The following is a 26018-nucleotide window of genomic DNA, read 5'->3' on the forward strand; positions in this document are numbered from 1 at the left end:
GTATTCCAGTAGTTCCATTCGCTCTCCTTTCCCGTATCCGCCTTATTACCTCATTATACCCAAGCGGTTGATATGTACAAGCGAACAAAACTATTTTCCAGACGTTTCTTGTTTGTATGGCACCTGGGCCCGGGTGTTATACAAGAACGGGAACCTGCTCCTAAAAAATAGGAAAAGGTTCCCTGCTTGGGGCGATACCCAATATGCAGTACATTCATAAAAAGCTTACTGCACTTTTACTTTGAAACGGCTTGCCGATTTCAGAAGCTCTGCCGCCAGATCCGAGCACCTGCCGATGGATTCGGTCAATTCCTGCATCGTAGCGCTTTGCTGCTCGGCAGCCGCTGCGACCTCTTCGGAGCTTGCTGCCTGCTCCTGTGTAATACCGGAAATTTGCTGCATGGCCGAGGTGATCTGCCCGAACGACCGCTCCACATTGACAACAGCCTCCTGCAGCTGCTCGGTGCACGTGGAAAACTGGCCCACTCCCTTAAAAATACCTTCGAAATTGGCATGCGTCTCGCTAATCCAGGCATGTCCCTGCGTGACGGCTTCATTGCCATCAACAATACGGTTGATAACCAGCCGGCTGTTTTCCTGTGTGACCGAAACCAGCTCGGATATAGACAAAGCGGACTGTGAAGACTGCTCGGAGAGCTTCCGCACTTCCCCGGCAACTACAGCAAAGCCTTTGCCCTGCTCACCGACACGGGCCGCTTCAATCGATGCGTTAAGCGCCAGCAAATTCGTTTGGCTGGCAATATTGGAAATAATGGTTACAATATCTCCGATAGCCCGCGAATTATGGCCCAGAAGCTCAGCGGCCTCGAGGGAGTGCCGCATCGCCTCCTGTATGACCTCCATTTGATGCAGCGTCTTCTCTACCAATTCCCGCCCGCCTTCGGATTGCTCTCTGACCAGAACCGCAATTGACTGCATCTCCTCCACATCCTGAGTAACCTCCGAGAGCTCCCCGTCAATTTCAGATACAGCTTCCGAACTGTTCGTGAGCCCTTCGACGATCCCATTGATGCCCTCGCTCATTTTGTTCATGGATACCGCTACCTGCAGCGCGCTCTGGCTTGTCTCTCCCGATGCCTGATGCAAATTGCGTGTCGTACCCGAGATCTCGTCCGATGATGATAGAATCTGGCGGATCAGCTCCTGCAGGTTCTGGCTCATCTGTCCGAACGACTGGGACAGCTTGCCCATCTCATCCTCACGCTTCAGTATAATCTGCTCGCTCAAGTCTCCGGCCGCCACCTTCTCCGTGGCCGACATCAGCCTGCGTATCGGCTTGGTGAAGATCCGGCTGATCGCCAGCGATACGATGGAGCCAATTAATAAAACGATGATTGTTATGATGACGGTGGACCAAAATATGGTCGATGACATTTTGGGTATAACAGAAGCATCCAGGTCGATACCGAGCAGGGTGCTCGTGTTTCCATCCGTGTAGGGAACGAAGATGGATTTATGAATACCGAATTCATCCTTGTAGATTTCGCTGACAATTGTCTTGTTGTCGGTCAGAGCCTTGTTCATATCAGCCGTAAAAGGATAGTCGGTCCCGTAATCGTCCGGCACATCGGCTAACACGACGATATGGTCCTTTCCGCCGCTTTTGGAGAGCACATACACATTCTCCAGACCATTCTTAACTTTAACCTGTTCCAGATTTTCTTTCAGGGCGCCATAAAGCGGATCGCCTGCATCCTTTACTTCGGCCTCGTAACCGGGAATGCCGGCTACCAGATCCGAGACAACCCCGATATCCGTATTCAGCCTCAGATCGAACTGCTGCAGCAGCTTATCGACCAGATTCGTATTGACGTAATATGTTGTGCCTGCAAATGCGGCGCATGTAAATAATTGCAGTAGCAGGATGCTGATGATGACTTTGAGCGACAGTCGTTCCCGCACGGGACGCAATAAGGAATTAAACAACTTCGACGGACCTCCCTGATTGATACGGAGAATGGTACTGCTCATAAATTTCGTCTACTCTCTCCTTTAAGTAGCCGACAATTGCCGGGACATGCTCAAGCTGTGTATAAGGCGAGATCACAAACAGCTTGCTGGCGTATAAGGGGACTTCCACACCTTCCTGGGATAAAACCAGCAGATGCTTCTTGGTGTCTCCAAAAAACATTTCATCGCGCCGCTCCCCGAGCAGTTCGAATAATCGTTCATTAAGCCGGTTGTTTCGGAGGAGCTCATCAAGCAGGCACTCCCCGGCCAACTCCTCTTGAAATCGGGAAATCCGATTCTCAAAAATCCTCAGCAGTGTCGTAATACCGGGATTGTCGGGGTTTGCGATCACCATCTCGGGAACTTCCTTCATGAGCTGCCTGCGGAAAGCCAAATTGACCGATACAAACTGCGCCAGCAGCTGTTGATACCCTTCAATGCCAAAAGCCAGCAGAGCGCTGTAGATACTGATCGAGCTGGCCATTCTGGAGCATTCCAGCGTGTAACCGGTATGATACTGGCCGTATCCGCGGTATCCCACATAAGGCGTTTCGTCGGGATTCAAATCAAGCAGACGCAGAGATTCCGCTTCTTTTACCAGGAGCAGGCTAGTCAGATACGGCGTTTGTCCCAGCTTTTGAAAATCAAAGCACATGGTATCGGCAAGATGGATATGCTTCATTTTACCTGCGATCGCATGGAGTGCTCCCAGCGTTTCCATATCCAATGCAAGCGGATTAAGAGCAAAATCATAATCATTGAAAAAGGCGAAAAATCCTCCCAGCGCCGAGTCCGCATGAACATGCGGCCTGTTTAATCCATTAGCCGCGGCAGCTTGTACGGCAATATTCATAATTTCGGAAATATCGTCAATTCCCATAGCATCGGTCGTCCCCGTAGTGGCGACGATATAGATCGGAATTCCGCCTGAACGAATAACCTGCTCCAGTTTCCATTTCAAATCCGCTGTGTCCATGGAGCTGTCGCTTCTTGTCCGGATTTTGACCAGACGGTCGCTTCCAAGTCCTGTCGCTTCCATGGATTTGTACAGACTGTAATGAGCCGAATCCGAACAAAAGGCATACAGGTTATTCGGCACTCCCGTGCGCGAAGCATCCGGAGCGAATTTGGCTATTGCCAGCCGCAGACCGGTGAAGATTGCCCCCTGTCCGCCCCAGGTTGTGTAGCCGCCGCTTCTCGTATGGTCATAACCGACCAGCTTGGACATCATGCTGACGACCCGCACTTCAGCCTCAGCGCCAGCCGGGCCATATACATCCCACAAATTATTGCCATTGACAAGCATCGCGGCGAGCATTCCCATAATGCCCGGAATCGATGCCATGGGCAGAATATTAGTCATAAAATATTTGGTATGGTAGGGATGCGCATGCATCAGTTCGATCAGGCCCCGGGTTACATCTTCCATCGCTTTCCCCTGCGGGGGGATGACACTGCTCTCATTCAGCTGTCCATAGAAATCGCCTGACCGGTCCTTGCTGCCCTTCAGGTTTACCCTCTGAGGGTCCTTCAAAAGATCGAAGCCCGTCATCAGCTGCTCCATAAGCTTCATCAATTGCATCCGGTCCTGCTCATTCCCATCATCGCTCGGAAACCATTGACGTACATCTTGAACTGGTGACATCTTCATGTAATAGCCTCTTTTCTGTAACCAATTTATTTTGTGATGCGAAAAACCCATAAATGATCCGCACAGCAAAAAACAGCATAATGGGCATGGCAAGCCTAAACAGCTGTTAAATGGATGCAACTGGCTGACATTTCCACTGTTGGATGATGCCCCTGTAGTTTTGCGTCACTACTTTTCAATAGCTTTGCCTAGTATTCAATTTGTCTTCGCCGTGGAAATAATAGACCGGGAAGCTTAGTCGTATATTACTATTTTGTTCCATTATCTTCAAGGATTTTTGGGCCTTTTAACAATAAAATTATAAAATAAGTTACAAATTTATTACATTTATCGCGGTTTCGACATTTAAACCAGTTCTTAAGACTTACTTTTCAGTTTTTCTTCTCTTATCCAAGGGAGCTATATTTTTTCATTTCTGCCTGCCCGGGGTAATAGTTCAATGGAACGCGTAAGAACATCGTATTCATGGCATGATAGCTTATCGAAAGGAGTTGTTTCTCAAATGACGAAGCAGCCTATGACATCTCCAGGCGAAACGCCAGCAAGGCCAACCACATTACCGCCGCAGCATCAAAGCCGGCAACCAGGACTGGAATCCAAAATGACGCCAAGTCCGCAATTTGAATCTTCCGGATTGAAGGCAGCGGGCAAGCTTCAAGGTAAAGTAGCCATTATATCCGGAGCAGACAGCGGGATCGGCCGTGCCGTTGCGGTTGCCTATGCCAAGGAAGGCGCCGATATAGCCGTTCTATATTTGAATGAACAAAGCGATGCGGAGGTAACCAAGCAGTTCGTGGAAGCGGCCGGCCGCCGCTGCATTCTGGTGGAGGGAGATATCGGCGATCCGAACTTCTGCCGCGAGGCCGTGGAGGAAACCGTTAAAAGCTTGGGAAAACTCGATATCGTCGTGAATAACGCGGCGGAGCAGCATCCCCAGGATAAGATTGAGCTCATTATTCCCCAACAGCTTGAACGGACCTTCAAAACCAATATTTTCGGAATGTTTTATTTAACACAGGCGGCTATGCCTCATTTGGCAAGCGGTGCAGCAATCGTTAACACGACATCCGTAACCGCCTACCGGGGAAGTCCGACATTGCTCGATTATTCGGCGACCAAAGGAGCCATCGTTTCCTTTACCCGCTCCTTGTCGCTCAATCTTGCCGATCAGGGCATTCGCGTCAACGCCATAGCTCCCGGCCCTATCTGGACACCTCTTATTCCTTCAACCTTTGATGAGCAGAAGGTGGCCAAATTCGGCGCCGATGTCCCGCTCAAGCGTGCCGGACAGCCGGAGGAACTGGCTCCCGCTTATGTGTACCTCGCAAGCGAGGATTCTTCTTACATGAGCGGTCAAGTCCTTCACATCAATGGCGGGGAAATTGTGAACGGGTAGCATTCCCGAAGGAAATGATTTGCAGCATGGAACAACATAAAGAGGCCCGGACAAGCGAAGGAATTCGCTCGTCCGGGCCTGCCCGTGCTTAACTATTCTCTTATTCAATAAGGTCCTCTGATATAGTTGTGGACCTCTTGCTCGTAGAATTGATGGATTTTGTCGAGCTCGCTTCGCGTATAACCCGGAACGTTGGCCGCCCGCAAATTATCTTCCACCTGCGAGACGTTTCGGAATCCCGGTATGATACAGGTAATATGGGGATTATCCAGAAGGTAGCGCAGCGCGGCGCTGGCCATATTCGTTCTGCCCTCGGCAATCCATGACAGCTCCTTGCTCAGTGATACGCCCATCTCGAAGGCAATTCCGGCGAAGGTCTCGCCTACATTAAAGCTTTCGCCATTACGGTTGAAGTTCCGGTGATCGTCAGGGGCAAATGTTGATTTCTCCGTGAACTTGCCCGTCAGCAGCCCGCTGGCAAGCGGCAGACGCACCAGAATGCCCACTCCCTGCCCGAAAGCCTTGGGAATCAGCTCAAGCTCCGGCTTCTGCCGAAACAGGTTGTATATCACCTGCAGCGCCTTCACATTGGGATGCTGCAAGCAAATAAAGCCCTCTTCGACGGTTTCCACGCTTACTCCGTACTCGCGGATTTTGCCTTCCTCGCGCAGACGGTCAAGCGCGCCGAATACCTCGCCGCTTCGCAGAATATCCGTAGGCGGACAATGCACCTGGTACAGATCGATTCTTTCGCGGCCCAACCGCTTCAAGCTTGCCTCGCAATAGGCCCGCACCGACTCGTAGGAATAGGAAGCCGGATCCAGAAGATCACCGGCACGGCAAAACTTGGTCGCGATGTAAATCTCGTCCTCCCGCCCTTTTGTCGCTTTGGCGAGCAGTTCCTCACTATGTCCTTCACCATAAACATCTGCGGTATCGAAGAAGTTGACGCCCTCTTCCATTGCACGTGACAGCGCTTTGAGCGCCGAACCATCGTCCGTTCCGCCCCAGGATCCGCCGATAGCCCATGTTCCGAAGCTGATTTCACTTATGTGCAATTCAGTGCTGCCCAGTTGTCTGTACTTCATGATATCAACCGCCTTTATGTTTTGATGGCGCTTTCTTGCCTTGTTCCATTATGACTGCCATTCCCGCATACTGCAAGAGGACGAGTCGCTAAAATACAGAAATGGCGGGCCTGCTCTTCTGCAGACTCGCCAAAAGTATCGTCAGGTCAAATTCTTGCGAGCAGTCTGGCGATGGATTTATCCGCTTCCCGGAGCACGAGCTTCTTGTCCATCGTCCGTACTCGCCCCCGTTGAACGACGTTTTTGCCGTTCACCCATACAGAATCGACGTTACCGCGGGAGGCGGCATAGACAACACGGGAGTACGGGTCGGCATCAAAAGAGGGAAAGGTGTGAAAATCATTCAGGTTCAGCAGAACCAGATCGGCCTTCTTGCCCTTCTCGATGGAACCGATCAGATGATCCATACCGAGTGTCTGCGCTCCGCCGATCGTAGCCATCCTCAGCACTCTTCTGGCATCCATGCTCTCCGGTCCGCATCTGGGTTTGTGAAGCAGAGCGGTCAGCCGCATCTCCTGGAACATATCCAGCGTATTGTTGCAGGGTGCTCCATCTGCGCCAATCCCCATACCAATGCCCTCATCCAGCATTTCGGGCACATTCGCGATGCCGGAGGCGAGCTTCAGATTGGAACCCGGACAATGGGTCATCTTCGTTCCGGTTCGCTTCATGATGGCCCGCTCTTCCTCGTCCAGCCAGATGCAGTGAGCGAGAACCAGCCGGGGGGAGGTCAGACCTATATGATCAAGATAGACAATGTTGCGCATACCGCGCTGAGTCATTACAAGTGCGATTTCCTCCTGATTCTCCGCCGCGTGCGTATGAACCAGCACTCCGTAACTGGCAGATAAATCACGCACCTCAGTAAGAAGACGCTCCGAGCACGAGACAACAAATCTCGGACAATACGCATAGCTGAGACGGCCGCCATCATGGCCATGCCACTTCTCCAGCAGCCTTGTGCTCTCCTGCAGGGAGGCTTCGGTTTGCTCCTGAAGTCCCAGCGGTACATCGCCGCCCGCGTCCATCATAACCTTTCCGGATACTGCCCGTATGCCGCTCTGCGCCATGGCTTCAAAGGCGGATTCGGTGTGGCTGACGGTCTCCATGTCCAGAATTGTCGTGGTCCCGCTGAGCAGCAGCTCACCAATGCCGAGCATGGCCGAATAATAAATAGATTCCGCATCATGGGCAGCCTCAAGAGGCCATATCCTTGTCCGCAGCCAGTCCATCAGCGCCATATCGTCCGCGCGTCCGCGAAAAAGCGTTTGGCATAAATGGATATGGGTCTGCACGAATCCGGGAAGCAGCAGCTTTCCGCGGGCTTCAATGACTGTCGTATCCGGCTCAAGGTCCGTAATCCTGCCGCCAACCTCTGCGATGATATCATCCTTGATTAAAATATCTCCGGTCAGAATATCATCCTTGTCATTCATCGTCACCATCTTGACATTACGCAGCAAGGTTGAACCCATAGGGGAAGCCTCCTCCATCATCAGATGCTCCCATTGTAGCATGAACATAGGGAAGAGACTTTACATCTCAAGTTGAATATAGTCCTGACAAGTTAAAGACTTTCTTCGGAGAACAAGCCCATCGTCGAGATATGCCGCCTGGTTTCCTCCGTGCCTCTTTCGTACAGCAGCTTGTAGATATCCATGAGCAACCCGTCAAGACCGGCGTTGATTTGTTTGTCCGAAGATGTCTCGAAAAAAGTTCCTCCAAAATGAAATGCCTGCGCTTCATCCATACTGGACAATTCCCCCATCAGCTCCTGCAGTAGGCCCAGCTCCTCTTCACTTGCGGTTATTGCCAGTTCATAGGCTGTTGCTCCCTGATCCTCCAGAATCGAACCCGCCTGGACGGAAACATAATAGGTTTTGCGGCTGGTTGAATCTTGTGTATGCTCTTCCATATTAGTGATTGCCCCTTCCCGTTCTCATTCCACTTCCGCGCCTTCCATTCGATAATGGATCCGTACGCTTCGCTTCTCTAGCATCCCCATCCGGACAGACATTTTATGCTGGCTGACGGCATAACCATCATAGTACCGCTGTTTAAGCCCTGCTTAGAGAGGAATGAGAGAACATGTGTGGAATCACGGGCTGGATCGATTGGACCGACGACCTGACCAAACAGTACGCCACCCTGGAACAAATGACTGAAACGCTGGAAAATCGCGGGCCGGATGCCTCAGGTACATGGCTCTCCCGCAATTGTGCACTGGGTCACCGCCGGCTTTCTGTTATTGACCCCGTCAACGGCGCCCAGCCGATGATACGGACAACTGAGGACGATACGTATGTCATTGTTTATAACGGCGAGCTGTATAACGCCCCCGAACTGAAGCGGGAGCTGGAGGGACGCGGCAGAAGGTTTACTACCAGCTGCGACACGGAAGTGCTGCTGGTTGCCTATATGGAATGGGGTAAGGCATGCATTGAGAAATTCAACGGCATATTCGCCTTTGCCATTTGGGATTCGCGGGAGGAGCATCTGTTCCTTGCCAGAGACCGGCTGGGTGTAAAGCCCTTGTTCATTGCCAAGCAGGATGGGCGGTTCGTATTCGGTTCGGAGCTCAAAGCTCTGCTCGCCCATCCTTCCGTTAAATCCGTTGTTGGCGCGGAGGGACTGGCAGAAATTTTCATTATGGGACCTGCGCGTACGCCGGGCCAGGGGGTCTACCGCGACATCAGCGAGCTGTTGCCCGGCCAGTGCGCCACCGTCACCCGCTCCGGGGTTTCCATTGTAACCTACTGGAAGCTGGAAAGCCGGCCGCATACCCAGAACGTCCAGGAGACGGCCCGCACCGTGGGCGACCTGCTTAAAGACACCGTCGAGCGCCAGCTCGTATCCGATGTCCCGCTTTGCACTCTGCTGTCCGGAGGACTGGATTCCAGTGCTCTTACGACCTATGCCGTTCGTTATTATGAGCAAAACGGGCAGGATAAGGTCCATACCTTTTCCGTTGATTATGTGGATAACGATAAACACTTCAAGGCTCACGCTTTTCAACCCAATTCCGATGCGCCCTGGATCGAGCGGATGACCAAACATCTGGATACGGTCCATCATCCTGTTCAATTTGACACTCCCGAGCTTGTCGATGCGCTGCGCGATGCCATGCTGGCAAGAGATTTGCCCGGAATGGCGGATGTGGATGCTTCGCTGCTGCTGTTTTGCCGGGAAATCAAAAAGGGAGCCACGGTTGCGATTTCCGGCGAGGCGGCGGACGAAATTTTCGGCGGGTACCCCTGGTTCCACCGCGAGGAGGCGTTGAATGCCGGCACTTTCCCATGGGCGCTGGCTGCGGAGATGAGGGCGGGTCTGCTTTCACAGGACGTTGCCGCCTGGATCAAACCGCTGGAATATATCGGCGACCGTTATTCGGATGCGATTGCGCAGGTGCCCAGGCTGGACGGCGAAGATGCGGCTGCCAGAAGAATGCGGGAGATGTCTTATCTGAACATTACGCGGTTTATGCCAACACTGCTGGACCGCAAAGACCGGATGAGCATGGCGGTCGGCCTTGAGGTCCGGGTCCCTTTTTGCGATCACAGGCTTGTTGATTATGTCTTTAATATCCCTTGGGAAATCAAGACGGCCGGCGACCGGGAGAAAGGCATTCTGCGCCTCGCTCTGGAGGGCGTACTGCCGCCTGATGTGCTCTACCGCAAAAAAAGTCCCTACCCCAAAACGCATAATCCCAATTATCTGGAGGCGGTACGCTCAAGATTGCTTGATGTGCTGAATGAAGGCCAATCTCCTCTGCTTCCGTTAATTAACGTTAAAAAAATCCGCGAGCTTGCCGAATCGGATAACGCCAGCTCCAATATTCCCTGGTTTGGCCAGCTCATGTCCGGACCTCAGCTGTTCGCCTATCTGCTCCAGACCGATATGTGGCTCCGGGAATATAACATCGTCATTCGTTAACGAAAAATTCGCAAAAAAAAGAAGCCCCGCAGCAGACCATGCACGTGCGGTCTGCTGCGGGGCTTGGCTATGTTCAAATTATAAGAAAGTATAAAATTCTCGTATACTTTGCTTATACTAATGAGGGTAGAAAGCCGCCTATGGCCGGATAGAGCCGCTTCTTCCTGCCGCTTTCTAAGCTTGCTGTTCCAGCTGGATCAACAAGGAAGCAAGAGCTTGTCCCCGATGGCTGATCGCCTGCTTCTCCTCCGTTGAAAGCTCAGCCATGGTCCTGCCATGGGACGCAAGCCAGAACAAAGGATCATACCCGAAGCCGCCGGCTCCTGATGGCGTATCGGTTATGAATCCGTCGACATAACCCTCCGCTTCCACGAAGCTGCCGCCGGACGGATTATACAAGGCGAGCGCGCAGACAAATTTCGCTTTGCTCAGCAGCTTTGTTTTGCCTTGGGGAGCAGTGCCTTGCTCTGCCTTAATGGAAACCGCAGCACCCAGCTGCGACAGCTCATCGAGCAGCTTGGCATTATTCAGCGCGTCGCTGGCTCCTTCTCCTGCGTACCGTGCCGAGTAGATTCCCGGACGTCCTTCGAGCGCGTCCACTACAAGTCCGGAGTCATCAGCCAGCACCATCAAATCGAGCGCCTTGGCAACGGTCTTCGCTTTCTTGCGGGCATTCTCGCCAAAGGTAGCTCCATCCTCCACAATCTCAGGGAGATCAGGATAATCAAACATGCTGACGACCTGCAGTCCCAGTTTGCCGAACGCATGGGCAAACTCACGCACCTTGCCGGGATTTTTGGTGGCTACGACTACTGTACTGTCTGCCTTCATACGCGCGAGGCTCCGATCCGGCTGCCCAGCGGCCCGAGCACATCGCGCTGTCTGGCGATCAACGCCTGAATGCCTTCTTCCGCCACTCCAAGCAATCCATCCAGCTCCTCGCGCGAAAAGGGGGCGTCCTCTCCCGTTCCCTGAACCTCGACGAATTTGCCGGAACCGGTCATCACAACGTTCATATCGACCTTGGCTTTGGAATCTTCCTCATAGTTCAGATCCAGCAGCGTCTTCTCCTGGATCACACCGACGCTGACCGAAGCCAGAAAATCCGTGATCGGATATTTGGCATAATCCACGTTCTTCGACAGCTTGTTTACCGCCAGGGCCATAGCGATGAAAGCGCCTGTAATGGAAGTCGTTCTTGTCCCTCCATCCGCCTGTATAACATCGCAGTCCAGCGTAATCGTCCGCTCTCCAAGCGCCTGCAGGTCCACAACCGAGCGCAGCGCACGGCCGATCAGCCGCTGGATCTCCATTGTACGTCCGGTGAGCTTCCCTCTTGCGGATTCACGCTGATTGCGGGATTGCGTGGCTCTGGGCAGCATGGAATATTCCGCGTTAATCCAGCCTTTTCCCTGCCCCTTCATAAAAGGAGGCACCCGCTCCTCAACCGTAGCCGTGCAGAGCACCTTCGTGTCGCCGAATTCGATCAATACGGAGCCTTCCGCATATTTATTGGGGTTCATTGTTATTGTGACCGGCCTAAGCTGGTTCCATTGCCGTCCATCTGTTCTCATACTTATGTAGTCCTCCTCATAAATCATCTCAATCATTCTACCAAAGACAAAGGGGAAAAGCATCCTTTGCGGCGGCGGCGGGCGAACGGACTGAGATTGACAGCCATCGAGCACCGTCACACCCCCGTGCGGGAAGCCCCTCATAAGGTGCCGGAATAAGACCGGAACTACGGCAAAAAAACCCGCTCCGGAGCAGGTTCGCCCCGGGCAGGCTTGTCGCTTTTATAAGGTCAGGATCAGGACTTAAAGGCGTTGACATGCTCGGGTGCGGTTACAGGGCTGCTGTAGGATTGGTTATTGGTATCGGTGAAATCCGTTTCGCCGTTGAGCTTGATTTGAACCTTGGCCGCACCAGTATTCGCCGTTAATGCCAGGACCACAGCCTGCAGCATTTCTGCCGGCTCCTGCTGCCCTGCCACATACGCATCATCCTGCAGCTCGACAGTAACGATATCATTCTGCTTCGTAACGCTCTTGACCGTTACATCCGGCGTCATGACAGCCGTAAGCGCACGTCCTTCGGAAGGACCGCTGATCAGCTGCTCTATGGCCGATTTGGCCCGGTTATCGGAACGGTTGACCAGCCTTGTGACCGGAACATAATATAATTCATTATTGGGTGTCAGAGCCGAGAAATACAATGTTACCGGCGTGGTCTGGCTGTAATTGTTCACGCCATCGGCTGCTTCGAGATTGATGCCGACGGATCTTGTCAGAGGCTGATCAATCGGCATGCCGTCAACAGGCATTTCACCGAGTTTCGCGCCTTCCATCCATATGTCCACCTTCTGAATATCCGGCATGCTGGTCAGCGTCCAGGTTACCGCTTCGACGATATGCCGCTCCTCCGTCACAGTGTAATCCGCGAATGCCTTGGAGAAATCAACAACTGCCAGCTTTTGGTCGGGAACGATGTTAAAATCCTTGATTTCGGTGCCTTTGGGCAGCACGGCCTGGAATCCCTCCGGGAGCTGTGATGCGTAGGCACCCCCGTCCACCATCATCTCAAGCGCCTTCTGGCCCGGCTTCTCTCCCTCGCCCAGGGCAGCCTGTACAGCCACGGGCGCCAGCATTCCATTCTGATCCTTCAAGTAAACGGTCATCTGGGTCTGACCGGCATGATTGGCTGCCTGTCCGACGTCGGTAATGGCCCCGCTGACATTCTGCGAGCTGTTCTGCGGCGGATCGATGGACGGTTTTTCTTCCTGTGAGAATAAACCGCAGCCGGTCGTAAGAATGGGCAACGCCAACGCTCCGGCGAGCGCCGCCCGGCGAACAAGGCGATAATGTTTCATGTTCATAATTCCTCCCCGTAGACTTAGTAATCAAGCGCGAGCCCTTCCACTCATTTGGTACAAGTTGCTCTTTTGTAGTACTATGTATACGAGCCCTCTCCATCAATTAGACCAGTTTTGTCCATTAAACAAGAAACAAGAGGTGAGCCCTGTGGCCAAGTCTAAAATGTACAGCCTCAACAGTGAAATCGTAGCTTCGACGACCAAAGAATGGCTGGCCAAACGAGGCGTTACCATTAGTCAAATTGCTGAACTTGTTATTTTTTTGCAGAAATCCTACTTTCCCGAGCTGACCATGGAAGAGTGCGAGCAACACATTGAAGCTGTGCTTTCCAAGCGTGAGGTACAAAACGCGGTGCTGACGGGAATTCAGCTCGATATGCTGGCGGAGGAAGGCAAGCTGCTTGCGCCACTGCAGGATATGATTGAGAACGACGAGGGCCTTTATGGCTGTGATGAAATTCTGGCCCTCTCCATCGTCAATGTATATGGAAGCATCGGTTTTACGAATTTCGGCTACGTCGATAAACTGAAGCCGGGCATCCTGAAGGTGCTCAACGACAAGGAAGGCGAGCAGTGTCATACTTTCCTCGATGATATTGTCGGAGCCATTGCCGCATCGGCCAGCAGCCGTATTGCGCACCGGAAACAGGCGGAGCGCGAGGGAAGCATGGGGCCGCCGATTGACTAAGTGGTTGAATGCCGGTTGAATGCCAAAAAGGATGACAAAAGCGCCTTGCGTTTTCGTCATCCTTTTTTGAATTGTATATTTTTTCTAAAAATCAAAAGCACTGCTTGTGCGAGACTAGCACGGCCGGAAATCTCCAGGCGGGGCAGTCGGACCTGCCAATCTATAAGCCTGATGGACAACTGTTGAAAAGCTGCAGAAGGACCATCCTCGCATACTTGCATATTTGAACAGCAATCGAAACAATCCGCGCTGCAGCAAGGTTTTTTCGGCTTGTACGGTATCCAACAAGAGTGTGGTCGGGCACAAGAAGGTTTTTCCTTGCTGGAACAGATGTTTCCGCTTTATACGCCATGATCGACGGCTGCAGCAAGGTTTTTCCTGCTTAGACGGTCTGTTGCCAGAGCTATGGCAAGTGTAATAAGGTTTTTCCTTGTCGGAACAGTTGTTTCACTTTATACGCCATGATAGACCGCTGCAGCAAGGTTTTTCCTGCTTAGACGGTCTGTAACCAGAGCTATGGCAAGTGTAAAAAGGTTTTTCCTTGCTGGAGTTAATTATTTGATCATGTCCGAGAATATTTTTTATTACTTGCGTTTGGTTATCGCATCATACACGCGGGACGCTGCTTCCCTGCCCTGACGGATGCAGTCAGGCAGTCCCACGCCATCGAAAGCTGCTCCCGTGACCCACACACCCGGCAGCTTTGCGCTCATCCTTGCCCGCAGCGCGGCAATTTGCTGCACATGCCCGACCGGATACTGCGGCATAGACTTATGCAGCCTGGTGATTTCCGTAAACAACGGCACGGCCGTGATACCCATAATATCGCGTATGTCACGCCGGACCGCATCCTCAAGCTGGGAATCAGGCAGATCGACAACCTCTTCATCGCCAGAACGGCCGATATAACAGCGCAGCAGCACCTTATCGTCCGGGCTGGAATGAAGCCACTTCGTCGAAGTCCAGGTACAGGCTGTTATGGTCGTTCCTTCGGAGCGTGGAATGACAAAACCGGACCCGTTAAAATCCTCAGCAATATCCCGTTTGTTGAAGGCCATAACCACATTGGCGACAGAAACATAATTGATCGCCCGCAGCGCCTGCGTATCCATATGGGGTTCCAGCAGCTCTGCCGCATCATATGCTGGCGCTGTGATGACAATGCCATCGGCTTGAATAATTTCACCATCGCTTAGCAGGATGTCATACGGAGCCCAGGGTTCGGCTTGCCCGTCTGTCTGCCCCGCTTCCGGCTCCGTCTCTGCATTCCTGCCGGATTCCTCGCGCTCATCGGGATCGTTTGGCCGAAAGGCCGCAGCCTTGACGCCAATCCTGCGCTCTGCTCCTGACAGCGCATGATCAAGGGCTTCAATCATTGTCGTTAATCCGCCCTTGAAAGTCAGGAACATGCTGCCGCGTACAGAAGCCGGAAGGCGGCTTGCGCTGGCCGCTACGGCTGGGGCCAGGCGCCTGTTCGCACTCATGCCGCGAATCAGACTGCGATGCTTGCGCTCGGCATCGCGAAATTGCGGGAATGTCGCCTGCAGGCTCAGCTTGCGCAAATCACCCGCATAAATCCCGGCCAGAAGCGGCTCCGCCACGCGTTCCATCATTTGATCGCCCAGCCGGCGCGACAGGAAATCACCAAGCGCTTCGTCCGACTCCTCCTTGCGGGCAGGCAGCACAAAATCGAGCAGCGCCCGCAGCTTGCCTCCCCATGAGATCAGCCCTGATTTGAGAAATGGGGAAATTTCTGTCGGTATGCCCAGCACAAGCCCGGGGGGCATGGGATGCAGCTTGCCCTTATGAAGAATATAGCTTTTCTTGGCCGCCGGATTGGTGCCGACCAGCTCCTGCTCGATCCCCAGATCCCATGCCAGATCGATAATCGCGTTCTTGCGGGCCAGGAATGAATCCGGTCCCCGCTCGATTACGAAGTCATCCCGCTTCAAAGTGTTGATCTTCCCGCCCAGCCTTCCGGCCGGATCAACAATCGTAATTTGTATGTCGCGTCCGCGCTTCTCCGCTTCCCTAAGCAAATAAAAAGCGGAGCTCAGTCCGCTGATCCCGCCGCCAACGACGACTAACCGATCAGGTTGTCCGCTTCCCCGCATGTCGTTCATCTCCTCTGCCCTGTGTTATGGCGTTATGCCTGCTGCCACTGATCCTGTGAAATGACGGTTTCCGCCAAGGTTTCCATATATAACGGATCGGTATTCAGCATTTCAATGCGGGCAAAATCAATGCCCAGCTGCCTGGCAGCCTCAATCGCTTCAATGTCCAGATCATATAGAACCTCCAGATGATCGGAAACAAAACCTATCGGAGCCGACAATATCTGTGTATAGCCGCTTCCGGCCACTTCCTTGAGCGTCTCCAGAATATCGGGACCCAGCCACGGCTCGTGCGTGCGGCCTGCGCTCTGCCACGTAAAGCTCCAGTCCGAAGCGCCTGCCCCTTCAGCGACCGCAGCAGAGGTCTCCAGCAGTTGAGCCTCATAGGGGTCATTCATCTCCCGTATCCTGACCGGCAGGCTGTGGGCGCTGAACAGAACCTTAACCGGCATGGAAGCATCAAAAGGTCCCAAGCCCGTTTTCACACGGCTGATCAATGCCTCAAGCAGCTTGGGATGCATATGATAGCTCTCCACGAAATTCATCTCTATGCCGAGCTCTTCCGCCTTTTTCCTGGCGCGTTCCACATAGCCGCCCACGCTCATGATGGAATAATGCGGCGCCAGAACAATGCCAACCGCCTCGCGGATGCCGTCTGCAGCCATATTGGCAACTCCATCCTCAATATAGGGACGGGCATGCTTCAGGCCTTGGTAGCACATATAACGACCCGGCGCGAAGGTATCCAGCTTGTCCTGAATGCCGGCGACCTGGCGGTTCGTATTCTCCCGCAGCGGGAAGAACCCGCCTACGATCGCTTCATAGCGGCCGCTCAGATCAGCCAGCTGCTCCGGCGTAGGGGGATTCCCCCTGCGGATATGCGTATAGTACTCCTCGATACCGTCCATTCTTTCGGGCGTTCCATAAGACATGACAAGCACGCCGATTTTACGCTCAGACATGGCGCGCCTCCTTCTGCTCCCCTGCCGTAGCAATCGCCTCGGCCGAATAATCATGAATATAGGAAGTCAGCTCCCGCAGCTTATCAAGAGATGCCTCGGGAAACAAGCCATGCCCCAGGTTGAAAATAAATCCGGGCTGCCTTATTCCCTCGTCGATAATCTGCTTGGCATGGGATTGAATGACATCCATCGGCGCAGTCAGCACATACGGATCCAGATTTCCCTGAACCGCATAAGAACTGCCGATGCGGCGGCGGCCTTCGGTTATCGACACGCGCCAGTCGAGTCCGATGACATCAGTTTTCAGCTTTCCGAGGGTTGGAAGCAGTTCGCCGGAGGCCACGCCTGGATAATAAATTTTGGGCTGCTTCAAGTCAGACAGCTCTGTAAAGATCCGCTCAATGGTCGGCAGCACAAACTGCCGGAAATCATGGGGAGCAAGCGCTCCGACCCAGCTGTCGAACAATTGGAACGCCTTGCCTCCCGCTGCCATGTGGGCGCGGGCATAGGCGATAACCATATCGCCCAGCTTGTACATCAGCTGATGCCATATCTCGGGCTGGCTGTACATCAGCGTCTTGGTGCGGATATACGACTTGGACGGACGTCCTTCTATTAAATAGCTGGCTATGGTGAAAGGCGCGCCTGCGAAAGTGATCAGAGGCACATCAAGCTCACGGTCCAGAATGCGGATCGTCTCCAGGATATGGGACAGATCGCCCTCGACATCGATGGGCCTGAGCTTCGCCACGTCAGCTGCAGATTGAATGGTATTGGCAATAACGGGTCCCACATTCGGAACAATATCAAAGTCGATGCCGATCGACGCCACCGGATTCATAATATCGGAATACAGAATGGCCGCATCCACGCCAAGCTTTCTTACCGGCATCATCGTCACTTCAGCAGCAAGCTCCGGCTGACTGCAAATTTCAAGCAGCGAGTATTTTTCTTTTATTTTACGGTATTCGGGATCATAGCGTCCCGCTTGTCGCATATACCAGACGGGTACGCGATCGACTTGTTCTCTCCTGCTTGCCAGGATGAACCGATCGTTGTAGCTCATTGACGTTCCCCATTTCTATCGGATTCTCTACGTTACCATTATGCCCTTTTTGATGAAGCGTAACAACCGCCCTCCCTCTTCTTTCAATGACAACTATATGACAAATGACGGATTTCACTCTATAAGAAGAAACGGCTTTGCCCTCCATTGGCGGCAAAATAATTGCTGCAAAGTCAGGATTTGCGGCTTGCTTGTTATGCTATACTTAACCTATTGTGTTCAGAATAAGCAAAGGTTAGGAGAAAACAGTCATTATGGAGCAGTGGAAGAAGAATCTGGCTGTCCTGTGGGTGGGACAGTTCCTTGTCATGGCCGGAATGACCATGATCATTCCGTTTATGTCCCTTTACTTGCAGTCCGATGGCATCGGACTTACGGATCCGCATGAAATCGCCACCTGGGCGGGCATTATTTTCGCCGGCAATTTCGTCACCGCCTTTCTGTTTCAGCCCCTCTGGGGCAAGCTGTCCGACCGCTACGGACGCAAGGTTATGCTGCTTCGCTCCGGATTCGGGATGGCGGTTGTCATCGTGCTGATGGGCTTCGCAACCGCCCCCTGGCATCTGCTGGTGCTGCGGATGATCAACGGCACCATATCCGGTTTCAACCCTGCGGCCATCTCCCTGATATCGGCTACAACGCCCAAGGACCGGACAGGCTTTGCCATGGGCACGCTGCAGTCCGGGGGCATTGCCGGCACGATGCTCGGTCCCCTGCTGGGCGGCCTTCTCGCCGATCAAATCGGCTTCCGCCCGATCTTTTATTTGACCGGCACGCTGCTGTTTATGGCTTCAACGCTTGCCATGCTCGTCGTAAAGGAAAGCTTCGATCACAAGCAGGCGGCTGCAAGGCCCAATGTATCGGTACTTGAAGGATTTCGTCAATTGGGCCGGATTCCCCAGCTGACCTCGCTGTTTGCCGTAACCTTTCTGATCCAGTTCGCCATGGTCGGGCCTATGCCGCTGCTTCCTCTGTACGTCCAGCAGCTGCATGGAAGCGACGTCAACGTTGCGTTCTGGGCTGGACTTGTCAGCGCAGCGGCCGGCATGTCCAATATGGTCGCTTCCCCGCTGCTGGGCAGGCTGAGCGACCGGATCGGGCAGGAGCGGATTCTTGCCGTCTCGCTGATTGGCGCGGCGGTCATGTTCATCCCCCAAGCGATGGCCACACATGTATGGCAGCTGCTTATTTTCCGCTTTCTGCAGGGGGCATTCCTCGGAGGGCTGATCCCGTCCGTGAACTCCCTGATCCGCAAATTTACCCCCGACGGAATGGAGGGACGTGCCTACAGCTTCAACACCAGCACTCTCAGCCTGGGCAATATGTTCGGCCCGCTTGTCGGAGGCGTGATATCGGGCTGGATCGGCATTGGCGGCGTCTTTATCACTTCATCCGTTCTGTTTCTCATCAATGCGGTCTGGGTGCGCAGCACCCTGGCCCGCAAACGCACAGCAAACAATAAATCATGAGGGTTATCGGCAGGCTGGCAGGAAAGCGGATATGCAATCATAGTATAAAAAAACGGACATCCCGATAGAGGGAAGTCCGTTATTGTTATAATCTCGTTCATCATCCGGCATAAACATCAGCCCGGTCAAGAGCTTCTACTTCACAACCGCCACTGCCAATCCGTCATAAGCGGGCAGCAAGGTACCGATCAATCTCTCATCGCTCAGCATCCGCTCGTTAAATTGCCGCATCGCCACCACAGCCGGCCCCGTCCGCTCCGGATCGATCGTTTTGCCATGCATGAGTGCGTTATCGCCGGTAATAACAGCTCCCGGATTGGCCAGCTTGATGGCATAATCGAGATAGACCGGATAGCTTTCCTTGTCCGCGTCAATAAAGAAGAAATCGAAGGTGCGCCCCTCCTGGACAAGCAGCGCAAGGCTCTCCTTGGCATCCCCGATCCGGTAATCGACACGGTCACCGAGGCCTGCCGCTTCAAGGCTGCTTCTTGCCACATCCGCGTAGCTTTGCTTCAGCTCAAGTGAGGTCAGCTTGCCTCCATCCTTGAGCCCTCTTGCCAGGCATATGCCGCTGTATCCGCCAAGTGCGCCAATTTCCAGCACCTGCTGCGCGCCTTTCATGCGGACCAGCATCGTCAGCAGCTTGCCGTAGCCCGGCGCAATGGAAATCTCAGGCATATCATGCTCGCGGATTTGCTTATGTACCCTCTCCAGATCGGCATCCTCACCAAGCAGCTGTTCCACATATTGTTCCGTCGACATCCATGCATTCTCCTCTACCATGAGTTTTAGTTTGTCAGGCCGCCTTCATATGTCTATACTTGATTGTATGATTTTTAATGACCGGAAACAACCGGAGTAGGCGAATCGGAGTGATTGCATTGGAAAAATTACAGCTTATCGCGACATCCCCCATGGGGCTTGAGGCGATTGTTGCACGTGAATTGAAGGATCTGGGCTATGAAGATGTGCAGGTGGAGAACGGGCGCGTGAATTTCACCGGCGGTCTGGCTGACATTTGCCGCACCAACCTGTGGCTGAGAACCTCTGACCGCGTCCTTGTGAAGATGGCGGAATATCCCGCGCGCACCTTCGAGGAATTATTCGAAGGAACGAAGGCGGTCAATTGGGCGGACTGGATACCGGAGGACGGCGAATTTCCGGTGAACGGCCGCTCCCAGAAGTCGCAGCTGACAAGCGTGCCGGCCTGCCAGAGTATCGTCAAGAAGGCGGTCGTGGAGAAAATGAAGGCAACCTACGGCACAGAATGGTTCCACGAGGACGGAGCCAAATATGTGATCGAGGTTTCATTGATGAATGATATGGCGCTCATTACGCTGGATACGACAGGTCCCAGTCTCCATAAGCGCGGCTACCGCAAGCTGGTGACGGAAGCTCCGCTCAAGGAAACGATGGCGGCGGCAATGGTGCTGCTCAGCCGCTGGCATCCTGACCGACCTCTGTATGATCCATTCTGCGGGTCAGGCACAATCCCAATAGAAGCGGCCATGATTGCCTGGAACATCGCTCCGGGACTGCGCCGGTCGTTCAGCAGCGACCAATGGCCGCTCATCCCCGAGGAGCTGTGGGAAGCAGCCCGCGAGGAGGCCTTCGATTCGGTGAAGGACGATATCCCCTTGTCGATTGCCGGCTCCGATATCGACCCGGGCGCGATTGAAGTGGCGGAAGCGGCTGTGAAGAAGGCCGGTTTTGCCCGTGATATCAAGCTGAGCGTGCTGCCAGTTTCCAAGGCGAAGCCGGAGGGCGAATACGGCTGCATTATTACGAACCCGCCATACGGTTCGAGGCTTGGGGATGATACGGAAGCCGAAAAAGCGCTGAGGGAGCTCGGCCACACGGCGCTGTATCTGCCGACCTGGTCATTCTTCGCTCTCAGCCCTTCCAAGTCGGTGGAGCATTATTTTGGACGCAATGCCGACAAAAGGCGCAAGCTGTACAATGGCCGGATTGAATGCGCCCTTTATCAGTATTTTGGCCCGCGGCCTCCTTTCCGAACATAAGGCCAAGCCTTCCGTTTCCTTGATCTGGATACGAAATGTACTATAATGGGAAAGACATTATTAACATTTTGTAAACAGGAAAGGACACCCTTGTTATGGCTCAACCGCTGCAGCCAACCGGGCGGAGAAGTGTCGTCACGGCTCTTGCTGCCCGGCTTAAAGGCCTGGATCTTGCGCTTTTCTTCGCCTTGATGATGATTAAGCTGGTGTTGTTCGACCGCTACGTGCATGTTCCGAATATGGCCATGGACGGGGAGGATGTGCTGGTGGCGCTGGGTACATTGGCGCTGGTCTGCTTCTGGACGCTGTGGCTTCCGCCGCGCGGCCGGATCATCGCTCTCGTGCTGCTGAATATGCTGCTTACGGTCATCATTTACGCCGATTTGATTTATTTCCGCTATTTTCAGGATATGATCTCGATACCGGTGCTTACCCAGGCCGGACAAGTAAGCTCGCTTGGCGACAGCATCGCCTCTCTGCTGGGCTGGGCGGATATCTGGATTTTTATCGACTGGCTGCTGATTGTGCCTGCAGCCGTCTATTCAATATTCCGCAAGCGTCACAAGCGCGATATTGCATTATCCTTCGCCAGACCCAGGAAGCTGCGCAAAATGATGCTCCGTCTTTCGCTCAGCCTGATCATTTTTGCAAGCGGCCTTACTCTCGTCTTCGTGCCCGTCACCTATGCGCAGCGCACCTGGGCCGTCGGACTGTTCACCGGCAACTGGTGGAATATGTCCCTGTACAATGTGACAGGCGTCATCGGTTTTCACGGATATGACCTGTACCGGTATGCGGAGGATCATTGGCTGCATGACAACAAGCTTCCGGAGGATCAAATCCAGGAAGCGAAGCAGTGGTTCGAGGACCGCGGCAATGTCCGCAAGCAGCTTGAGGATGACAGCATGTTCGGACGCTATAAGGGCGCCAACGTCATCATGATCCAGCTGGAAGCCTTTCAGAACTTCCTGATCGGCCAGAAGATAAACGGCCAGGAAGTTACGCCGAATATGAACAAACTGATTGAAGAGTCCATGTACTTCAAGAACTTCTATCACCAAACCGCCCAGGGCCGCACATCCGACGCCGATCTGGCTGCCAATATTTCGCTTCAGCCCTTGCCGAGCGGCTCGGTATTTATCCGCTTCGCGCAGAACAGCTTCGACAGCATGTCTGCCACGCTGAAGGATAACGGCTACGAGACAGGCGTATTTCACGCATACGACGGCGGCTTCTGGAACCGCAATGCAATGTACAGCACGATGAGCTATGACAAGTTTTACAGCAAGAAAAGCTACACGATCGACGAGCCTTTGGGCTGGTCGCTGGGGGATCGTTCGTTCTTCCAGCAGTCCGTTGATCTGATGCTGAGCGAGCAGCAGCCGTTTTACTCCTTTCTGATCTCCTTGTCCAGCCATCACCCTTACAAGCTTGCCGCAAGCACACAAACACTGGATGTCGGGGATTTCAAAGGAACGATATTCGGCGACTACCTGGAGGCTGCCCACTATGTCGACGATTCGCTTGGCGATCTGGTCAACAGGCTTAAAGCCGAGCATTTATGGGACAAATCGATTTTTCTGTTCTATGGTGACCACGACAATTCCATCAAGGAATGGGAACCCTTCGAGAAGTTTCTGGGCAAACCGCTGAGTGAGCTTGACCGGATGAATGTGCTGAAGCAGGTACCCTTGATCGTTCATCTGCCGGATGGAGCCAAAGCCGGAACCTACAGCCAGGTTGGCGGACAGATGGATTTGACGCCTACCGTCCTCCATTTGCTCGGGATTTCCTCTGCAGATAAAACCATGGCGGGAACGCCGCTCGTTACGGACAAGCCGCTCGAGGGCAAGAAAGTCGTTTTCCGAAACGGCGGTTACACCGACGGCAAGGTGTTTTATATGCCGGCAGATGATTTTATAGCCGAACATGCCAAGTGTCTGGACGCCTCCACAGGGCAAGCGCTTGCCCTCACCGCCTGCAAGGGCGGAGCCGAAGAAGCCCGTCAGGAGCTTATCGCGTCCGATCGCGTCATCGAGCATGATTTGATCAAAAATTTCCGTTCGCAGCCTGATATTGAAAAATAAGAAGAAACGTCTCTGCCGTCCTCTGGCAGCTGAAGCAGGTTTCTTCCCTGAGACCCTATCTGAAACTTATACATGCTGCAAGCTTGAAAAAGCACCCGCCGTCCAAAGGCTGATTTTCATCAGCTTCGTGACCATGCGGGTGCTTCTTTTTAAACCTTTAAGTAAACAACTGGATGGAGGACAAAATGATCCCGACGAAAAACCCGCACAGCGCTCCATTCACACGAATCCACTGGAGATCCTGACCGACCTTCTCCTCCAGCATGCTGACCAATGCGGCATCGTCCATCTGATCCAGATTTTCCTTCACCAGCTGCCCTATGCGGAAATGGTTGGATTCCACCAATTGAATCAAATACGCAAGCAGACGGTTTTCCCATTCATTAATTTTCTCGGGCTCCTGGGACAGATGACGAATGATGGCACTGTAGACACGAAATAACGATCGTCCGCCATTTGCACGTCCTTCCTCCAGCTTGGCCAGCGCCAGGCTCCGCAAATCTTCCAGTCTCGCCTGCAGAAACGCTTCCCCACTCTCACCTTCAATGCGGCCAAGCGCCCAATCCTTCGCTGCATTCAGCTTCTCGTCGTTATCGGCCAACTGGAACAGCTGGATCCGGATTTCCCGGACGATCAGCTCCCGGTATGTACTTTCCTTAAACATCAGATCCTTGATCCCGTTCGAAATCATATTCTGCAAAATCGAGCCGAGCTTCTCTTCATTCATCAGTCCGCCGAAAGCCTGCAGTGCAAAGCCCATGAATCCGCCCGCCTTGACCTCAGACAGCTTCTCTAGTGCCAGCTTGCCCAGCATAACGCCGGTCTCGGGCCGCTCCGCCCAGTTGGCCGCTTCGCCCAGTACAAAATCCAGCGCCTTCTCATCGTAGCCGTCGTTCATGACTTTGGTGATCACGGATTCCGCCACAGCCTTCATATCCGTCTTCACCAGATAAGCCGCCAACCAGGATTGAATAACCGGGACCGCTTTCTCCAGCGGAAGGCGGACAATAAGCTGGACCAGAAAATCGAGAATCTGAATTCTGGCTTTTTTCCTGCTCATCAGCTTGGTCAGCTGTGTGGAAGCCATGCGCAGCACATGAAGCTTGCTGAGCTTGTTCTCGATGCTTTCTTTATTCAACAGTTCATTCTCCATCGCTGAGATCAGGGACTGGATGATTCTGCTCTTATTCTTAAGCAGCAGCGCAGTGTGCGGAATGGGAATGCTGAAGGGATGGCGGAACAGCGCGGTGACGGCAAACCAGTCGGCGATTCCCCCTACCAATCCGGCTTCAAAGCCACCCTTTAAGAGGAAAACGAACGTATTCTCGGGTAAAAATAACGTAACCAGAAATCCGGCGGCCATAATGGCTAATGATAATCCCGCCAAGTACTTTGAGTTCATATACGGCCTCCTGCAGCGTTTTTGCAAAGCAAAAATAAATCAGTTTAAGCATCTCTTGACAACATTCTACAACGCGGAAGCAATCAAGCACAAATAAGACCGATGATTACAAGGATCAATTACCCTCATAACGAAAAAGCAAACGTCAACAGCCTAAGATGACGTTTGCCTTTCATGCACACCGGCTGGATGGCCGGCATGATTTTATTTTACATATTTGCGCGCTTTTTCAATCACTTCATCCTCGGTCGGCGCGGTGATATAGCGGCCATTAATGAAAATAAAAGCAAAGCGCGAGCATGGTCCGCAGTATGATTTGCAGGCTACCCGCACTTCTGTTTCAGGTGCTATCTGCGCCAGCTTCGGCAGCATCGTCTTTGTGCGGATATGCTTGCATTTATCGCAAATGCGAATGTCATTAGCCATTCGTCTGTCTCCCCAATCTCCCATTGCCTATCAGCCTTGCTGATTAGTGGTCGCCGTGATTGCCTCTAACCGGGTTCGTGATGACAAAACCTTCCTGAGGCAAATACAGATAATCAATTTTAACGCCGTCGAGCATCTCCACGTTCTTCTCCAGCACGACCGTTATGTCCTTGTCGGTTTCTACAATTTCGTCATTCTCTCCGGCATCGTCCATGCGCATGCCATAGTGAGCATGGTCGCCATGCGAGTGAGTAATGTAGACACGGAGCAGCTTTCCTGCATTTTCAGGGTTGTCCAGCTCCTGGCGTAAAATCTTCGCGGCATTGCGGGTTATTTTGCATTTCATTGGAATAAGCATCTCCTTTATGATCAAGCATGTCTTTTCCTATTTTAAAGAAACCGGACTGATTGTTCAACTATGTACGGCAGCTATTTTTTACAATCGTTCACTTATTTACGGCTTCAGCCGGTCGCCATATTTGCGTTCCATGTACCGCGTGTAACCTTCCGCCGCAATCATCGTCACGGCAATGTCATCGATCGGTAAGAACGGCATGACATCGGGCAGCACCCAATACAGCAGCACCGGAACGACGTATAGCAGCTTATGGATCAGCTTCACATCCCGTGAGACAAGCAGGCGGTAAATGCGGACAAACACATGACGCCAATGGCGGAGCGATAAAAGTTTCATCATGAACCTCCCTTAAGGGCTGTAAACCGGAAGAATGAACGGCCGCCTCAAAACGTGGAGTCCGCCGTCAGTCGCCGAAGCCAAGCTTCTTGCTGCTGTATATAAGTTTACCATATGGCAAGCATCTATGCTTGTGCAGCAAATCAACGACTTAAGGCGCATAGAAGAAAAGGATAAC

The 26018-nt window shown here is 53.0% G+C and carries 22 protein-coding genes and 1 riboswitch; of the genes, 6 read left to right on the plus strand and 16 right to left on the minus strand.

Going from position 1 to position 26018, the window contains the following annotated elements; genetic code table 11:
* Window positions 1–225: 225 nt before the first annotated feature.
* Both AC0YOA_RS31180 and AC0YOA_RS31185 read right to left on the minus strand, forming a co-directional pair.
* Window positions 226–1947 (minus strand): methyl-accepting chemotaxis protein, encoded by a 1722-nt coding sequence (locus tag AC0YOA_RS31180; RefSeq protein WP_475789927.1) that lies wholly within the window; start codon window positions 1945–1947, stop codon window positions 226–228.
* Window positions 1940–3622: a pyridoxal phosphate-dependent decarboxylase family protein gene (locus AC0YOA_RS31185; protein WP_475789928.1), complete on the minus strand. Its 1683-nt coding sequence runs from the start codon at window positions 3620–3622 to the stop codon at window positions 1940–1942. The genes AC0YOA_RS31180 and AC0YOA_RS31185 overlap by 8 nt, the downstream gene beginning before the upstream one ends.
* A gap of 112 nt (window positions 3623–3734) precedes the next feature.
* Window positions 3735–3821, minus strand: a riboswitch (cyclic di-GMP riboswitch).
* A 303-nt stretch (window positions 3822–4124) separates the two neighbouring features.
* Between AC0YOA_RS31185 and AC0YOA_RS31190 the strand changes: the two genes are divergently transcribed.
* Entirely contained in the window at window positions 4125–5018 is an 894-nt protein-coding gene (locus AC0YOA_RS31190; RefSeq protein WP_475765169.1) for an SDR family oxidoreductase, read from the plus strand.
* Window positions 5019–5122: 104 nt separating this feature from the next.
* On the opposite strand, the gene AC0YOA_RS31195 is transcribed toward AC0YOA_RS31190, so the two are convergent.
* The 3 genes from AC0YOA_RS31195 to AC0YOA_RS31205 form a co-directional block, all read right to left on the minus strand.
* Complete coding sequence (locus tag AC0YOA_RS31195; protein WP_210045614.1) at window positions 5123–6106, minus strand: aldo/keto reductase; 984 nt, start codon at window positions 6104–6106, stop codon at window positions 5123–5125.
* 146 nt (window positions 6107–6252) lie between these two features.
* Window positions 6253–7581 carry a 5'-deoxyadenosine deaminase gene (locus AC0YOA_RS31200; RefSeq protein ID WP_475789929.1) on the minus strand — a complete coding sequence of 443 codons (1329 nt, stop codon included), beginning with the start codon at window positions 7579–7581 and terminating at the stop codon, window positions 6253–6255.
* Between the two features lie 92 nt (window positions 7582–7673).
* Complete coding sequence (locus AC0YOA_RS31205; RefSeq protein WP_475789930.1) at window positions 7674–8021, minus strand: hypothetical protein; 348 nt, start codon at window positions 8019–8021, stop codon at window positions 7674–7676.
* A gap of 173 nt (window positions 8022–8194) precedes the next feature.
* Between AC0YOA_RS31205 and asnB the strand changes: the two genes are divergently transcribed.
* Window positions 8195–10039 (plus strand): asparagine synthase (glutamine-hydrolyzing), encoded by a 1845-nt coding sequence (gene asnB / locus AC0YOA_RS31210; protein WP_475789931.1) that lies wholly within the window; start codon window positions 8195–8197, stop codon window positions 10037–10039.
* A gap of 174 nt (window positions 10040–10213) precedes the next feature.
* Here the strand turns inward: asnB and AC0YOA_RS31215 are convergent, their stop codons facing one another.
* The 3 genes from AC0YOA_RS31215 to AC0YOA_RS31225 form a co-directional block, all read right to left on the minus strand.
* A complete protein-coding gene (locus tag AC0YOA_RS31215; RefSeq protein WP_475789932.1) occupies window positions 10214–10870 on the minus strand; it encodes a non-canonical purine NTP pyrophosphatase in 657 nt (218 codons plus the stop codon).
* Window positions 10867–11613 carry a ribonuclease PH gene (rph, locus tag AC0YOA_RS31220; RefSeq protein WP_475789933.1) on the minus strand — a complete coding sequence of 249 codons (747 nt, stop codon included), beginning with the start codon at window positions 11611–11613 and terminating at the stop codon, window positions 10867–10869. Before rph ends, AC0YOA_RS31215 begins: the two co-directional genes overlap by 4 nt.
* 236 nt (window positions 11614–11849) lie before the next feature.
* A complete protein-coding gene (locus AC0YOA_RS31225; protein ID WP_475789934.1) occupies window positions 11850–12908 on the minus strand; it encodes a GerMN domain-containing protein in 1059 nt (352 codons plus the stop codon).
* 166 nt (window positions 12909–13074) lie between these two features.
* Here AC0YOA_RS31225 and AC0YOA_RS31230 point away from each other — a divergent pair, with 166 nt between their 5' ends.
* Window positions 13075–13599, plus strand: coding sequence for a phosphatidylglycerophosphatase A family protein (locus AC0YOA_RS31230; RefSeq protein WP_475767249.1), 525 nt, complete (start codon window positions 13075–13077; stop codon window positions 13597–13599).
* A gap of 584 nt (window positions 13600–14183) precedes the next feature.
* On the opposite strand, the gene hemG is transcribed toward AC0YOA_RS31230, so the two are convergent.
* From hemG to hemE, 3 genes are read right to left on the minus strand one after another with little or no spacing between them, the layout of a single operon-like run.
* The gene (gene hemG, locus AC0YOA_RS31235) at window positions 14184–15713 is read right to left on the minus strand and encodes a protoporphyrinogen oxidase (RefSeq protein WP_475789935.1); all 1530 of its coding nucleotides are present in this window, start codon (window positions 15711–15713) and stop codon (window positions 14184–14186) included.
* A gap of 32 nt (window positions 15714–15745) precedes the next feature.
* Window positions 15746–16675: a ferrochelatase gene (hemH, locus tag AC0YOA_RS31240; protein WP_475789936.1), complete on the minus strand. Its 930-nt coding sequence runs from the start codon at window positions 16673–16675 to the stop codon at window positions 15746–15748.
* Window positions 16668–17741, minus strand: coding sequence for a uroporphyrinogen decarboxylase (gene hemE / locus AC0YOA_RS31245; RefSeq protein ID WP_475789937.1), 1074 nt, complete (start codon window positions 17739–17741; stop codon window positions 16668–16670). Before hemE ends, hemH begins: the two co-directional genes overlap by 8 nt.
* 254 nt (window positions 17742–17995) lie before the next feature.
* On the opposite strand from hemE, the gene AC0YOA_RS31250 reads away from it, so the two are divergent.
* A complete protein-coding gene (locus AC0YOA_RS31250; RefSeq protein WP_475765149.1) occupies window positions 17996–19210 on the plus strand; it encodes an MFS transporter in 1215 nt (404 codons plus the stop codon).
* Between the two features lie 135 nt (window positions 19211–19345).
* On the opposite strand, the gene AC0YOA_RS31255 is transcribed toward AC0YOA_RS31250, so the two are convergent.
* Window positions 19346–19972, minus strand: coding sequence for an O-methyltransferase (locus tag AC0YOA_RS31255; RefSeq protein ID WP_210037616.1), 627 nt, complete (start codon window positions 19970–19972; stop codon window positions 19346–19348).
* A gap of 119 nt (window positions 19973–20091) precedes the next feature.
* Between AC0YOA_RS31255 and AC0YOA_RS31260 the strand changes: the two genes are divergently transcribed.
* Window positions 20092–21231 (plus strand): THUMP domain-containing class I SAM-dependent RNA methyltransferase, encoded by a 1140-nt coding sequence (locus AC0YOA_RS31260; protein WP_475789938.1) that lies wholly within the window; start codon window positions 20092–20094, stop codon window positions 21229–21231.
* 95 nt (window positions 21232–21326) lie between these two features.
* Complete coding sequence (locus AC0YOA_RS31265) at window positions 21327–23318, plus strand: LTA synthase family protein (RefSeq protein ID WP_475789939.1); 1992 nt, start codon at window positions 21327–21329, stop codon at window positions 23316–23318.
* 157 nt (window positions 23319–23475) lie between these two features.
* On the opposite strand, the gene AC0YOA_RS31270 is transcribed toward AC0YOA_RS31265, so the two are convergent.
* From AC0YOA_RS31270 to AC0YOA_RS31285, 4 genes are all read right to left on the minus strand, one after another.
* A complete protein-coding gene (locus tag AC0YOA_RS31270; protein WP_475789940.1) occupies window positions 23476–24720 on the minus strand; it encodes a DUF445 domain-containing protein in 1245 nt (414 codons plus the stop codon).
* 204 nt (window positions 24721–24924) lie between these two features.
* Window positions 24925–25146 carry a YuzB family protein gene (locus AC0YOA_RS31275; RefSeq protein ID WP_210037612.1) on the minus strand — a complete coding sequence of 74 codons (222 nt, stop codon included), beginning with the start codon at window positions 25144–25146 and terminating at the stop codon, window positions 24925–24927.
* A gap of 43 nt (window positions 25147–25189) precedes the next feature.
* On the minus strand, window positions 25190–25492 hold the full coding sequence (locus AC0YOA_RS31280; RefSeq protein WP_210037611.1) for an iron-sulfur cluster assembly accessory protein: 303 nt from the start codon (window positions 25490–25492) through the stop codon (window positions 25190–25192).
* 108 nt (window positions 25493–25600) lie between these two features.
* The gene (locus tag AC0YOA_RS31285; RefSeq protein WP_475765138.1) at window positions 25601–25843 is read right to left on the minus strand and encodes a hypothetical protein; all 243 of its coding nucleotides are present in this window, start codon (window positions 25841–25843) and stop codon (window positions 25601–25603) included.
* Window positions 25844–26018 lie beyond the last annotated feature (175 nt).

It is taken from the genome of Paenibacillus sp. JT22N12 (genome assembly GCF_056269365.1).

Excerpts from the sequence above, each read along its gene's own strand:
- AC0YOA_RS31185 (WP_475789928.1), bottom strand. The coding sequence starts at position 3,622 with ATGAAGATGTCACCAGTTCAAGATGTACGTCAATGGTTTCCGAGCGAT.
- AC0YOA_RS31190 (WP_475765169.1), top strand. The coding sequence starts at position 4,125 with ATGACGAAGCAGCCTATGACATCTCCAGGCGAAACGCCAGCAAGGCCA.
- AC0YOA_RS31195 (WP_210045614.1), bottom strand. The coding sequence starts at position 6,106 with ATGAAGTACAGACAACTGGGCAGCACTGAATTGCACATAAGTGAAATC.
- AC0YOA_RS31200 (WP_475789929.1), bottom strand. The coding sequence starts at position 7,581 with ATGGGTTCAACCTTGCTGCGTAATGTCAAGATGGTGACGATGAATGAC.
- AC0YOA_RS31205 (WP_475789930.1), bottom strand. The coding sequence starts at position 8,021 with ATGGAAGAGCATACACAAGATTCAACCAGCCGCAAAACCTATTATGTT.
- asnB (WP_475789931.1), top strand. The coding sequence starts at position 8,195 with ATGTGTGGAATCACGGGCTGGATCGATTGGACCGACGACCTGACCAAA.
- AC0YOA_RS31215 (WP_475789932.1), bottom strand. The coding sequence starts at position 10,870 with ATGAAGGCAGACAGTACAGTAGTCGTAGCCACCAAAAATCCCGGCAAG.
- rph (WP_475789933.1), bottom strand. The coding sequence starts at position 11,613 with ATGAGAACAGATGGACGGCAATGGAACCAGCTTAGGCCGGTCACAATA.
- AC0YOA_RS31225 (WP_475789934.1), bottom strand. The coding sequence starts at position 12,908 with ATGAAACATTATCGCCTTGTTCGCCGGGCGGCGCTCGCCGGAGCGTTG.
- AC0YOA_RS31230 (WP_475767249.1), top strand. The coding sequence starts at position 13,075 with ATGTACAGCCTCAACAGTGAAATCGTAGCTTCGACGACCAAAGAATGG.
- hemG (WP_475789935.1), bottom strand. The coding sequence starts at position 15,713 with ATGCGGGGAAGCGGACAACCTGATCGGTTAGTCGTCGTTGGCGGCGGG.
- hemH (WP_475789936.1), bottom strand. The coding sequence starts at position 16,675 with ATGTCTGAGCGTAAAATCGGCGTGCTTGTCATGTCTTATGGAACGCCC.
- hemE (WP_475789937.1), bottom strand. The coding sequence starts at position 17,741 with ATGAGCTACAACGATCGGTTCATCCTGGCAAGCAGGAGAGAACAAGTC.
- AC0YOA_RS31250 (WP_475765149.1), top strand. The coding sequence starts at position 17,996 with ATGGAGCAGTGGAAGAAGAATCTGGCTGTCCTGTGGGTGGGACAGTTC.
- AC0YOA_RS31255 (WP_210037616.1), bottom strand. The coding sequence starts at position 19,972 with ATGTCGACGGAACAATATGTGGAACAGCTGCTTGGTGAGGATGCCGAT.
- AC0YOA_RS31265 (WP_475789939.1), top strand. The coding sequence starts at position 21,327 with ATGGCTCAACCGCTGCAGCCAACCGGGCGGAGAAGTGTCGTCACGGCT.
- AC0YOA_RS31270 (WP_475789940.1), bottom strand. The coding sequence starts at position 24,720 with ATGAACTCAAAGTACTTGGCGGGATTATCATTAGCCATTATGGCCGCC.
- AC0YOA_RS31275 (WP_210037612.1), bottom strand. The coding sequence starts at position 25,146 with ATGGCTAATGACATTCGCATTTGCGATAAATGCAAGCATATCCGCACA.
- AC0YOA_RS31280 (WP_210037611.1), bottom strand. The coding sequence starts at position 25,492 with ATGAAATGCAAAATAACCCGCAATGCCGCGAAGATTTTACGCCAGGAG.
- AC0YOA_RS31285 (WP_475765138.1), bottom strand. The coding sequence starts at position 25,843 with ATGATGAAACTTTTATCGCTCCGCCATTGGCGTCATGTGTTTGTCCGC.